The sequence below is a fragment of the Roseibium sp. genome (genome assembly GCF_048260565.1).
Lineage (GTDB): Bacteria > Pseudomonadota > Alphaproteobacteria > Rhizobiales > Stappiaceae > Roseibium.
On record NZ_JBLXGP010000001.1, the window covers coordinates 598,841 to 611,693 of the forward strand.

At 60.7% G+C, this 12,853-nt stretch carries 10 protein-coding genes; 8 read left to right on the top strand and 2 right to left on the bottom strand.

Annotated elements, in window-relative coordinates; translation table 11 throughout:
- Positions 1-160: 160 nt before the first annotated feature.
- Entirely contained in the window at positions 161-1,201 is a 1,041-nt protein-coding gene (locus ACN0SO_RS02625; RefSeq protein WP_417674224.1) for an efflux RND transporter periplasmic adaptor subunit, read from the top strand.
- Complete coding sequence (locus ACN0SO_RS02630; RefSeq protein WP_417674226.1) at positions 1,198-4,416, top strand: efflux RND transporter permease subunit; 3,219 nt, start codon at positions 1,198-1,200, stop codon at positions 4,414-4,416. Before ACN0SO_RS02625 ends, ACN0SO_RS02630 begins: the two co-directional genes overlap by 4 nt.
- Before the next feature lie 16 nt (positions 4,417-4,432).
- On the opposite strand, the gene ACN0SO_RS02635 is transcribed toward ACN0SO_RS02630, so the two are convergent.
- Positions 4,433-5,065, bottom strand: coding sequence for a MarC family protein (locus ACN0SO_RS02635; protein ID WP_417674228.1), 633 nt, complete (start codon positions 5,063-5,065; stop codon positions 4,433-4,435).
- 301 nt (positions 5,066-5,366) lie between these two features.
- Here ACN0SO_RS02635 and gyrA point away from each other — a divergent pair, with 301 nt between their 5' ends.
- Positions 5,367-8,072, top strand: a complete 2,706-nt coding sequence (gene gyrA / locus ACN0SO_RS02640) for a DNA gyrase subunit A (RefSeq protein ID WP_417675027.1) — start codon at positions 5,367-5,369, stop codon at positions 8,070-8,072.
- 81 nt (positions 8,073-8,153) lie between these two features.
- Here gyrA and ACN0SO_RS02645 read toward each other — a convergent pair whose 3' ends face one another.
- A complete protein-coding gene (locus ACN0SO_RS02645; protein WP_417674230.1) occupies positions 8,154-8,576 on the bottom strand; it encodes a phosphopantetheine adenylyltransferase in 423 nt (140 codons plus the stop codon).
- A gap of 226 nt (positions 8,577-8,802) precedes the next feature.
- Here ACN0SO_RS02645 and coaD point away from each other — a divergent pair, with 226 nt between their 5' ends.
- The 5 genes from coaD to tgt all read left to right on the top strand — a co-directional run bounded on the left by coaD (position 8,803) and on the right by tgt (position 12,842).
- A complete protein-coding gene (gene coaD, locus ACN0SO_RS02650) occupies positions 8,803-9,297 on the top strand; it encodes a pantetheine-phosphate adenylyltransferase (RefSeq protein ID WP_417675029.1) in 495 nt (164 codons plus the stop codon).
- A 56-nt stretch (positions 9,298-9,353) separates the two neighbouring features.
- Entirely contained in the window at positions 9,354-9,893 is a 540-nt protein-coding gene (locus ACN0SO_RS02655) for a peptidylprolyl isomerase (protein WP_417674232.1), read from the top strand.
- A gap of 40 nt (positions 9,894-9,933) precedes the next feature.
- A complete protein-coding gene (locus ACN0SO_RS02660) occupies positions 9,934-10,407 on the top strand; it encodes a peptidylprolyl isomerase (protein ID WP_417674234.1) in 474 nt (157 codons plus the stop codon).
- Between the two features lie 177 nt (positions 10,408-10,584).
- Positions 10,585-11,685 (top strand): tRNA preQ1(34) S-adenosylmethionine ribosyltransferase-isomerase QueA, encoded by a 1,101-nt coding sequence (gene queA / locus ACN0SO_RS02665; protein ID WP_417674236.1) that lies wholly within the window; start codon positions 10,585-10,587, stop codon positions 11,683-11,685.
- A gap of 2 nt (positions 11,686-11,687) precedes the next feature.
- Positions 11,688-12,842 carry a tRNA guanosine(34) transglycosylase Tgt gene (gene tgt / locus ACN0SO_RS02670; RefSeq protein ID WP_417674238.1) on the top strand — a complete coding sequence of 385 codons (1,155 nt, stop codon included), beginning with the start codon at positions 11,688-11,690 and terminating at the stop codon, positions 12,840-12,842.
- Positions 12,843-12,853: the final 11 nt, after the last annotated feature.

Sequence of the window (12,853 nt, forward strand, 5' to 3'; positions counted from 1 at the left end):
CATCGCGTTTCGGGGGAGCCGAGCCGGTTCGTGAAAAAAAGTTGCTGTTTCTGAGTTAAATCAATGCGCTATGAAAGTTTCAAAAATATGAAACTATATCTTGCGTGAAAATGCTCGAGTGTCTATCTGGGCAAAACGGCACAAGCGATCAGGAGTTGGCATGCGAAATGGCGATAGCAAACCGGCCGGGAAGCGCCGGTTTCCGGGGAATGTAACAAGGCTCGGAGCCTTGCTCATCCTTGCGGTTGCCGGAATGAACGGCCTCGCACAGGCCGAAGAATTCCAGGTCAAGCCCCAAACCGTGACCGACACCAAGACCGTTTACGGAACTGTGCAGGCTGCGGTCGATGTTCCCGCACGCGCGCGTATTTCGGGGACCCTGCAGGACCTGTCCGTCGACGACGGCAGTTCCGTGAAGAAGGGCGAGCAGATCGCGCAGATCGTCGATGAAAAGATGAACCTGCAACGGCGGGCGCTGGACGCCAAGATTGCCGCGTCGAAATCGAACGTCGACAATTACCAGCTCGAATATGATCGCGCGCAGAAACTGTACGAACGCGGCACGATCGCCAAATCCCGCATCGACCAACTCGAAACCCAGCTGATCGTCGCACAGAACACGCTCAAGGCCGCAGAAGGCGAAAAGGCGGTCCTCGAACAGCAGGTGACGGAGGGCAGGGTACTCGCACCGTCCTCCGGACGGGTGCTCGACGTACCGGTGACAGCCGGCTCCTTCGTCATGGGCGGTGAAGTGATCGCGACCGTCGCCCAGGAAGGTTTTCTCTTGCGCATCGAGGTGCCCGAGCGCCACGCACGGAGCATGAAGGTCGGTGACGAGGTGCTGCTCGATGGCGAGCCCATGAAAGACGGCGGAGAATTTGAAGTCGGGCATATCGTCAAGGTCTATCCGAAGATCAGCCAGGGCAGGGTGGTTGCCGATGCGGACGTGCCGGGTCTTGGCGATTTCTTCGTCGGCGAGCGCATTCAGGTCCGCATCGCGGTCGGTGAGCGGCAGGCTATCTTCATTCCGCTGGAATACATCTCGACGCGCTTCGGACTCGATTTCGTCAAGCTCGCCGCGGACAACGGCGAAACGCTCGAAATCGTTGTGGAACCCGGCGAGCATCAGACCGTTGACGGAAAGCCCTATGTTGAAGTCTTGAGCGGCCTGAAAGACGGCGACAGGCTGGTGCACCCATGAAGCTCGGTCTTTCCGGTGTTCTGACCAAGGCGTTCATCACCTCGCCGCTGACGCCGCTCCTGCTGTTTGCCGCGCTTGTGCTCGGAACGATCTCCCTGATCACCTTGCCGCGCGAGGAAGAGCCGCAGATTTCCGTGCCCATGGTCGACATCCTGGTGGAGGCCAACGGCCTCAAGGCGCCGGACGCGGTGAAGCTGGTGACCGAGCCGCTCGAAACCATCGTCAAGGCGATCAATGGCGTGGAACATGTCTACAGCCAGACGGTCGACGATCGCGTCATGGTGACCGCACGGTTCTTTGTCGGAACGGATTCCGACGACGCGATTCTGCGGGTGCACGAAAAGATCAAAGCCAATATGGACCGGATCCCGGCGGGGATACCGGAACCGCTGGTCGTCGGTCGGGGCGTGGATGATGTGGCGATCGTCGTTGCCACCCTGACGCCTTCTCCGAAAGCATCCAGCCGCTGGAACGACAAGAACCTTCACACACTTGCCGATGAGGTGCGTACCGAGATTTCCAGGCTCGACGATGTTGGTCTGACCTATCTGGTCGGCGGAAACACGGAAATGGTGCGCGTCGAACCGGATCCGGAAAAACTCTCGCTCTACGGCGTGACGCTCGATCAACTGGTCGGCAAGGTCCAGGCCGCCAACCGGTCGTTTATTGCCGGTGCCGTTCGCGACCACGGCAGGAACCTGCCGGTCGTGGCCGGCCAGACGTTGACCGGCATACCCGATATCGGCCTTCTGTTGCTGACAACCCGCGACGGACGCCCTGTCTATGTGAAGGACGTCGCCAAAACCGTCATCGGCGCCCGCCAATCGGAAGAACGGGTCTGGCACTTGCAGCGCCGAAAAGACAACGAGGTTACCCAGCTTCCGGCCGTCGAAATCGCTGTTGCCAAGCGGGCTGGCGCCAATGCCGTGGTCATCTCCGAACAGGTCGTCGAGCACCTGGAAGACCTGAAGGGGCGCCTGATTCCGGAGGGCATTGAGGTTCACATCACCCGGAACTACGGCGAGACGGCCAATGAAAAGGCCAATGAGCTCTTGTTCCACCTTGGCCTGGCGACGCTTTCCATCGTGATCCTGGTCGCGGTTGCAATCGGCTGGCGCGACGGGATCGTCGTCCTGATCGTGATTCCGACCACGATCCTTCTGACCCTCTTTGCCGCCCAACTCATGGGCTACACCATCAACCGTGTCAGCCTGTTCGCGCTCATTTTCGCAATCGGTATCCTGGTCGATGATGCGATCGTCGTCATTGAAAACATCGCCCGCCATTGGGGGATGAAGGATGGCCGATCCAGAATTCAGGCAGCTATCGAGGCGGTCGCGGAGGTCGGCAACCCGACGGTCGTGGCAACCCTGACCGTGGTTGCCGCCCTGCTGCCGATGATGTTCGTCTCCGGTCTGATGGGCCCCTACATGAGCCCGATCCCGGCGGTCGCCTCCGCGGCCATGCTGTTTTCCTTCTTCGTTGCGGTGGTCCTGACCCCGTGGCTGATGCTGAAGACGTCGGGCAAGGCCCCCCTGCACGGAGACGGCCATGGGGAGGCGAGCGATGGCGGTGTCCTGGGCCGGGTCTACCGTGCCGTGGCGACGCCGATTCTAAGCACGAAGGCCGGTGCGTGGATCTTCCTGTTGCTGGTCGGCGCCGCGACACTCGCATCCATGGCGCTGATCTACACCAAGGACGTGACGGTCAAGTTGCTGCCCTTCGACAACAAGTCGGAAATACAGGTGGTCGCCGATTTCCCGGAAGGAACGGTTCTGGAAGACACGGACCGGGTTCTGACGGAAATCTGGGGCAGCCTTTTTGACATTCCCGAAATCACCTCGATTCAGAGCCATGCCGGGACCGCGGCCCCCTTCAACTTCAACGGTCTGGTTCGCCATTATTTCCTGCGTGCGAGCCAGGAACAGGGTGACCTCCAGGTCAATCTGCTGCCCAAGGGCGAACGCGACAGGACAAGCCATGACATCGCGCTGGAACTGCGCGAGCGAATAAAGGCGATAAAGGTGCCTGAGGGGACGTCGCTCAAGGTAGTGGAAGTGCCGCCCGGGCCCCCGGTGCTGGCAACCCTCCTGGCGGAAGTCTATGGCCCCACGCCGGAAGTCCGGCGGGCGGTTGCGGCGAAGCTGGAACAGATCTTCAAGGAAGTCCCGTTCATCGTCGATGTCGACAACAGCTACGGCCAGCCGACCGAACGGGTCCGGATCTCAATCGATCAGGACAATCTGGAATACCACGGTGTTTCGGAAGCCGATGTCTACAACACCATCCAGAGCCTGCTTGGGACGACGGTCGTGGGCTACTCCCATAGGGGCGACGGACGGCGGCCGGTAGAGATCGCTCTGGCATTGCCGAAAGGCGATCGCGTGCTGTCCGAACGGCTCTTGTCCACGCCGGTCCCGGCCAATGCGCTTCCCGGGAACCGTTCCGTCGTCGAACTGGGCGATGTCGTCCACCTGTCGCGTGAACCGTCCTCGTATCTCCGTTTCCGGCACAACGCACGGCCGGTTGTCATGGTGATGGCGGATTTGGCCGGCGAGTTCGAGGCGCCCGTCTACGGCATGCTTGCCGTGCAGGACAAGATCGACGCGACCGATTGGGGCGAGCTGCCCAAGCCGCAGGTCATCCTCCACGGACAGCCGATCAGCGATGCCACGACGGCCGTTCTGTGGGACGGCGAATGGGAAATCACCTGGGTGACTTTCCGCGACATGGGCGCCGCCTTTATGGTCGCCCTCCTTGGCATCTACTTCCTGGTGGTGGCCCAGTTCCGGTCGTTTCAGATACCGCTGGTGATCCTGACGCCGGTGCCGCTCACCCTGATCGGCATTATGATCGGCCATTGGCTGTTCCATGCACCGTTCTCGGCAACGTCGATGATCGGCTTTATCGCACTTGCCGGCATCATCGTGCGCAATTCTATCCTGCTGGTGGATTTCATCCGCCATGCGCGGTCGGAGGACCGTCCGTTGAAGGATGTGCTTCTGGAAGCGGGCTCGATCCGTTTCAAGCCGATCCTGCTGACGGCGCTTGCCGCCATGATCGGCGCGGCCGTGATCCTGGCCGACCCGATTTTCCAGGGACTTGCGATTTCGCTGCTCTTCGGCCTTGCGTCCTCGACGCTGCTGACCGTGCTTGTGATCCCCGCGATCTACGTCGTGCTGCGCGACGACGGCAAGCCGGTATCGAAGCGATAATCAATCGCTGGCGGCATCATGACCTGATGAAGGCCAGGATGCCATCTGCGATGAACTGGACCGAGAGGGCCGCTAGAAGCACGCCGAGCAACCGGGTGATGACCAGTTGCGCCGTATCGCCCAGCAGGCGTTCGATCCTGTCGGCCAGCAGGAAGGCGAACAGGCAGCTGCCAAGGATAATGACAATGACAGCCGCCAGGCCGAGATAGGACAGGGTATCGGGCGCCTGTCCGCTCAGCAGGATGGTCGCGCTGATGGCCGCCGGTCCGGCGATCAGCGGAATGGCCAGCGGGAAGATAGCCACTTCGTGAAAGTCGGTGGGCGGATGATGCTCGACCGCTTTCTCTGCCGTCTCTGCTTTGCGCTGCTGCCTCTTGCCGAAAACCATTTCGACTGCGATCAGAAACAGCAGGATACCGCCTGCGACCCGGAAGGCGGAAACGGATATGCCCAGCACGTTGAGCACCGATTGGCCGGCCACGAAAAAGAGCAGGAAGATGAGGGCTGCCGTGACCGTGGCGCGGATGGCGACGCGCTTGCGATCTGCGGCCGAAAGCCCGGCCGTGACCCCCAGAAACATCGGAGCCAGACCGACCGGATCAATGGTCACAAAAAGCGTGGCGAAGGCATTGATGAAGTAGTCGGTCATGGGAGGATCCAGGCCATTTCGATAGGAGAAATCCGGTCGTTTTCCGCGCAATTCTGGCGCGTCTGGAGAGCTGTTGCAGCAATCTATTTTTCGGCCTGTGAATTGTCAGTGTAACTAATTGAAATTACGGGATAATTAGTTGGCGTCTCGGTTGCCTGAAATTTGGCCGCCTATGTGGAATCGTATATAAAAGGCAAAGCAATAACAACGATTAAGAGTTCCATCCTTGGCAGACCAGGATAACACCACCTCTTCCGGCGCAAGTCCGTCGGACATCAAGCCGATCTCAATCGTCGATGAAATGAAGAGCAGCTATCTCGATTACGCCATGAGCGTGATCGTCAGCCGTGCTCTGCCCGATGTCCGCGACGGCCTCAAACCCGTTCACCGCCGCATCCTGTTCTCCATGCACGAGAACGGCTACGAGTGGAACAAGCCCTACCGCAAGTCGGCCCGCGTGGTCGGTGACGTCATGGGTAAATACCACCCGCACGGCGACAGCGCGATCTACGATGCGCTGGTGCGTATGGCGCAGAACTTCTCCCTGCGTCTGCCGCTGATCGACGGGCAGGGCAACTTCGGCTCCGTCGACGGCGATCCGGCGGCTGCCATGCGCTATACCGAGTGCCGTCTGCAAAAGGTCGCCCACAAGCTCCTGGACGACATCGACAAGGACACGGTCAACTTCCAGGAAAACTACGACAACTCCGAAAGCGAGCCGGTCGTTCTTCCTGCGAAGTTCCCGAACCTCCTGGTCAACGGTGCCGGCGGTATCGCCGTCGGCATGGCGACGAACATTCCGCCGCACAATCTGGGCGAAGTCATTGACGCCGCGATCGCGATCATGGAAAACCCGGCGCTGACGCTGGAAGAACTGATGCAGATCGTGCCGGGTCCGGATTTCCCCACCGGCGCCATGATCCTGGGCCGCTCCGGCATCCGGTCGGCCTTCGAGACAGGGCGCGGCTCCGTCGTTATGCGGGCCAAGGTCGAGGTGGAAGAGGTTCGAAAGGACCGCTGGGCCCTGATCGTCACCGAGATCCCATATCAGGTGAACAAGTCTACGATGATCGAGAAGATCGCCGAAATGGTGCGCGACAAGCGTATCGAGGGCATCTCCGATATTCGTGACGAGAGCGACCGCTCCGGCATGCGTGTCGTCATCGAGCTCAAGCGCGATGCGGTTGCCGATGTGGTCCTCAACCAGCTCTACCGCTTCTCCCAGCTCCAGACGTCTTTCGGCTGCAACATGGTCGCGCTCAACGGCGGCAAGCCGGAGCTGATGACCCTCTCGGATATGCTCAAGGCATTTGTGAGCTTCCGCGAAGAAGTCATTGGAAGAAGAACGCGTTTCCTTCTGAAGAAAGCGCGTGACCGGGCTCATATTTTGGTCGGTCTGGGCATTGCTGTCGCGAACATCGACGAGGTCATCAAGCTGATCCGCAGCGCGCCCGATCCGGCGACCGCCCGGCGCCAGCTGATGGAGCGCAACTGGCCGGCGCAGGACGTGGAAGCCCTGATCCGGCTGATCGACGATCCGCGGCACATGGTGCTGGAAGACGGCACCTACAAGCTTTCCGAGGAACAGGCCCGCGCCATCCTCGATCTGCGCCTGCAACGTCTGACGGCCATGGGCCGCGACGAGATCGAAGACGAGTTGAACAAGATCGGTGCGGAAATCGCCGATTACCTGGACATCCTGCGCTCCCGCGCCCGGATCCAGGAAATCGTCCGCCGCGAAATGCTGGAGATCAAGGAAGAGTTCGCAACGCCGCGTCGAACCGAGATCACCGAAGGCGGAGCGGATTTCGACGACGAGGACCTGATCCAGCGCGAAGACATGGTCGTTACCGTGTCGCACGAGGGCTACATCAAGCGCGTTCCGCTTGCCACCTACCGCGCGCAGCGCCGCGGCGGCAAGGGCCGTTCCGGCATGGCGACGAAGGACGAGGATTTCGTAACCCGCCTGTTCGTCGCCAACACCCACACGCCGGTGCTGTTCTTCTCCTCGCGCGGCATTGCCTACAAGATGAAGGTCTGGCGCCTGCCGCTTGGGGGCCCGACCTCGCGCGGCAAGGCTCTGGTCAACATGCTGCCCCTGGAGCAGGGCGAACAGATCTCCTCCATCATGCCCTTGCCCGAGGATGAGGACAGCTGGGCAAACCTCGACGTCATGTTCGCGACCGTGCGCGGCACGGTCCGGCGCAACAAGCTTTCCGATTTCGTCCAGATCAACCGCAACGGCAAGATCGCGATGAAGCTGGAAGACGGCGACGGGATTGTCGGCGTGGAGACGTGTTCCGAACATTCCGACGTCATGCTGACAACGGCATCGGGCCAGTGCATCCGATTCCCCGTGACCGATGTGCGTGTCTTTGCGGGCCGCAATTCGGTCGGGGTGCGCGGTATCCGGCTTGGCGACGAGGACCGGGTCATTTCCATGCAGATCCTGCACCATATCGATGTTTCTGCCGAAGAACGGGCCGCTTACCTGAAGATGTCGCGCGCGTTGCGTGGCGAGACGGAGGAAAACGGTAACGGTCACGACGAGGAAGATGTCGTTGCCGGCGAACTCAACCAGGAGCGCTATGCGGAAATGGGAGCTGCCGAGCAGATCATCCTGACCATTTCGGAAAAAGGATATGGCAAGCGGACGTCCTCCTTCGAGTACCGGGTGACTGGCCGAGGCGGCAAGGGGATCACGGCCATGGCCGTCAACTCCCGTAACGGCGACCTGACCGCATCCTTCCCGGTCGAGGACACTGATCAGATCATGCTGGTCACGAACGGCGGCCAATTGATCCGGTGCCCGGTCGACGGCATCCGCATCGCCGGCCGCGCCACACAGGGCGTGACGGTCTTCAAGACGGCAAAGGACGAAAAGGTCGTTGCCGTTGAACGGATCAGCGAAGTGGATGAGGAAGAAGAAATCGAAGGCGAGGGCGGCGAAGCCGGCTCCGACAACGGGGAAACGCCGCCGGAGGCCCCGGAAGGCGACGCCGAATAATCTTTGATCCGAAACCAAAAACAAAAACAGCGGCCAGGCACTGCCTGAGCCGCTGTTTTTGAAGAGAGTGGTCAGATACGGTCAGTTCGCCGCGGGAAACCGGGCCAGGATCGTCTCGTTGATGGTTTTCGACGGCTGCTCGACCGTGACATAGCCGACATTGCGGACAGATGACGAACCGGTCAGGGCGGCGGCACAATCGGAACTCCACGCACCCCAGGCCTGCCCCTCGCAGGAGGTCGGCAGGGTCGTTTTCGAGCGATCGGACTTGGTTGCTTCCAATCCCTGGACCATGCTCACGTCTGCGGCCCGTGCAGGTGTGAAGGACTCCGCAGGCTGCAGCGTGACAAATCCTGCGATCAGAACCGCCAGCAACGCCAGGCCCAGAATGCCGGCAATCTGCGCAGCACCGGCAGGGTGCGCGGCGGTCTTGTTTGACTGAAACACGTCCTTGCCGAATTTCTGCAAGAACAGGTCCGAGGTGGCTTTCTGATAAGTGGACATTTGCGTTACTCCCTGCGCGTCTGTTGTCCATCCCTATGCGAACCACTATCTGCGGGATCGGCTTATTGTGCCGTGACGCCTGTCACACTTTTAAAGGTTTTGTCTTTAGATCAGCTGAATCCGCTTAGGCATTTCTTACGGGTCTTGTTCATTCCACCGTTTCAGAAGACGGCCGGGGGTGGGCCGCTTGTAGGTTCGGCGCAGGCAGAGTATGGAAGGGCTCATGATACGAACAGCGCTCTATCCCGGGTCGTTTGATCCGGTCACCAACGGTCATATGGACATCCTGCGTCAGGCCCTTGCGCTTGCCGACAAGGTGATTGTGGCCATTGGAATTCACCCAGGCAAAGCGCCTCTTTTCAGTTTCGACGAGCGCGTCGAGATGATTTACACCTGCGCGCAGGAAGCCTTCGGAGCCGAAGACGCGGCCCGCATCGAGGTCAAGTCCTTCTCCAATCTGGTGATCGAGTTCGCACGTGAAAACGGCGCCCGGTACCTTGTTCGCGGCCTCCGCGACGGAACGGATCTCGACTATGAAATGCAGATGGCCGGAATGAACGGGACGCTCGCGCCGGAAATCAGAACCGTGTTCCTGCCCGCATCTCCCGATGTCCGTCATATCACGGCCACGCTTGTACGGCAGATCGCAAAGATGGGCGGTGACAGCTCGGCCTTCGTTCCGAGAAGCGTCGCGGAACCCTTGAAGCTCAGAACCAGCTGACAGTCGGTCTAAAAACAACTTGCGGCTGACGCCAGAAAACCCGATCGGAGTATCCTGTGTCACGATTTCTAACCATCTTTGCGGTGATCGCATCGATCCTGTTTGTTCCCGCATTGGCCGGAGCATCTGATCTGGATCCGGAAAACACGCTTTACCTTGACCTGAAGGACGGCAGGGTCACCATCCGTCTGCGCCCGGACCTGGCACCGAAGCATGTGGAACGCATCAAGAAGCTGACCCGTGACGGCTTTTACGACGGCATCATCTTCCACCGCGTCATCGACGATTTCATGGCTCAGACGGGCGATCCGACCGGCACCGGTAGAGGAGGCTCGGACCTGCCGGACCTGCCGGCCGAATTTTCCGACGCGCCGTTCGAGCGCGGTGTCATCGGCATGGCGCGAACATCGGACCCAGATAGCGCAAATTCCCAGTTCTTCATCATGTTTGCCGACGCATCGCATCTGAACGGCCAGTACACGGTCTGGGGCGAAGTGGTCGATGGCATGGAATTCGTCGACAAGATCGTGAAAGGCCAGCCGCCAGCGCATCCCGACAAGATCATCAAGATGCAGGTAGCCGCAGACGCCGGCTGATCTGTGTTCATAATGGAATGGAAATAACGGAGAGAATGAAATGGCCGATATCAAGGACGCCGAGAATACACTTCTGATGGAAACCACCCAGGGGCCGCTCGTGATCGAGATGAAGCCGGACCTGGCGCCGACCCACGTGGCCCGCATCAAGGAACTGGTTCGCGACGGCTTTTACGACGGTATCGTGTTCCACCGCGTGATCGACGGCTTCATGGCCCAGACGGGCTGCCCGCAGGGCACTGGCACGGGTGGGTCCGGCCAGAAGCTGAAGGCGGAATTCTCCAACGAAAAGCACAAGCGCGGGACCTGTTCCATGGCCCGCGCCATGGACCCGAATTCCGGCGACAGCCAGTTCTTCATCTGTTTCACCGATGCGCCGTGGCTCGATGGCCAGTACACGGTCTGGGGCGAAGTGATCGAGGGCATGGACAACGTCGACAAGATCAAGCGCGGCGAACCGGTTCAGAACCCGGACAAGATCGTCTCGATCAAGGTTGCTGCCGACGCTGCCTGAACGGACTTGCTGACCTGACGATCGCAGCGCGGTGCCCGGCATCGCGCTGCTTTCTTTTGGCCGGACCGCAGAACCGATGACGGTTGATAATTGTCCGTCTGACAGTTATCAGCACGGCTCCTTGCTTTTCTTTGTAAACCCCATCAGGGATGCCGGTGTGAACCGGACCGAAGACGGATGCGCGTAGACCAGTTTGACTTCGACCTGCCGAACGAGCGGATTGCGCTCAGGCCTGCCCGGCCGCGTGATGCTGCGCGGATGCTCGTGGTCCGTCCGGGAGCCGAGCCTGAACTGAGCGATGGCGGTGTGCGTGATCTGGCATCCTGCCTGGAACCCGGCGATGCCCTGGTCTTCAACGACACGAAAGTGATCCCGGCCCAGCTTGAGGGGACCAGAACCCGTGGCGAGGCGGTCGCGAAAATCGGCGCGACGCTTCACTTGCGTTCCGGCAGTGATCGCTGGCGGGCGTTCGTCCGTCCGGCTAAGAAACTTGCAGTCGGGGATCGGATCCGTTTCGGCGGCGCGGGGGAGGCCTGCCTGTTGGGAACGCTGGACGCGACGGTCGCAGAAAAAGGCGAGGCCGGGGAAGTCCTTCTGGTGTTCGATCTGTCCGGCCCGATCCTCGATGAAGCGATCGCGGCCGTCGGCCACATTCCCTTGCCTCCCTATATCGCCGCCAAGCGCGGAGAGGACGAGCAGGACAAGTTCGACTACCAGACGATCTTTGCCGAAAAAGAAGGCGCGGTTGCGGCTCCGACCGCCGGTCTGCACTTCACGCCCGAGCTGCTGGAAAGCCTGACCGCGCGCGGCATCGAACAGCACCGGGTGACGCTTCATGTCGGCGCGGGCACTTTCCTGCCGGTCAAGAGTGAAACCACCGAAGACCACCGGATGCACGCCGAATATGGTGAGGTGTCCGCCGCAACCGCGGATGCGCTCCAAGCGGTAAGGGCGCGCGGCAACAAGGTCGTCAGCGTCGGGACCACATCCCTTCGGATCCTGGAGAGCGCGGCGCAGGAACCGGGAGGCCTGCGTGCATTCGCGGGCGAAACGTCGATTTTCATCACGCCGGGCTATAGGTTCCGGGCAGTCGATGTGTTGATGACAAATTTCCACCTGCCGCGCTCGACGCTGTTCATGCTGGTATCGGCCTTCTCTGGCCTTGAAACCATGCAGCAGGCCTATGCCCATGCGGTTGCGGAAGAATACCGATTTTACAGCTATGGCGACGCCTGCCTGCTGTTTCCCGCTGTTGGTGCGGTTGAAAGGGACTTATGACGATGTCGGGGAACACCGGAAACCGATTTGCCTTCAAGCTTCTGAAGACCGACGGACTCGCGAGGCGAGGTGAAATCACGACGCCGCATGGGCTCGTGCGCACGCCTGCCTTCATGCCGGTGGGAACCCAGGCCACGGTCAAGGCCATGTATCCGGACCAGGTTCGGGATCTCGGGTCGGATGTCGTGCTCGGCAATACCTATCATCTGATGCTGCGCCCGACAGCGGAACGCGTTCACCGCCTGGGCGGTCTGCACACCTTCATGAACTGGCCGCACACCATCCTGACCGACAGCGGCGGCTTCCAGGTCATGTCGCTTGCCCAGCTGCGCAAGCTGGATGAAACCGGTGTCCGGTTCCAGAGCCATATCGACGGCCAGAAGTATCATCTGACGCCTGAACGGTCCGTGGAGATCCAGGGCCTGCTCGGCTCCGACATCCAGATGCAGCTGGATGAGTGTATCCGCCTGCCGGCCCCGCGCGAAGAAGTCGAACGGGCCATGGAACTGTCGCTTCGCTGGGCGGAGCGGTCGCGTGCCCAGTTCGAAAATATGGATGGTCCGGCAAAGGGGCAGGGGCTCTACGGCATCGTCCAGGGGGGCGACGTGGAGGACTTGCGCATCCGGTCGGCTGAAGAATTGTCGAAATTGCCGTTCGAGGGCTATTCGGTCGGTGGCCTTGCCGTCGGCGAGCCCCAGGACGTCATGTTGCGGATGCTGGATATCACCAACCCGGCCCTTCCGGTCGACAAGCCGCGCTACCTGATGGGGGTGGGCACACCGGACGACATCCTGGAAAGCGTGGCGCGCGGCATCGATCAGTTCGACTGCGTCATGCCGACCCGCGCCGGCCGCCACGGCCTGGCCTACACCCGTTTCGGCAAGGTCAACCTGAAGAACGCACGCCATGCGGACGACCCGCGTCCGCTCGACGAGGCCAGCGACTGCCCGGCGACCAGTACCTATTCACGGGCCTATCTGCATCACCTCGTCCGCGCCGGCGAGGGATTGGCGGGCATGCTGCTCACATGGAACAATCTGGCTTATTACCAGTCGCTGATGCAGGGCATGCGCGATGCCATCGAGACAGGGACCTTCGAGGAGTTCTGTCAGAAGACCAAGGCGGACTGGGCGCGGGGCGACATCGCCGCGCTCTGAGAACCGGGACG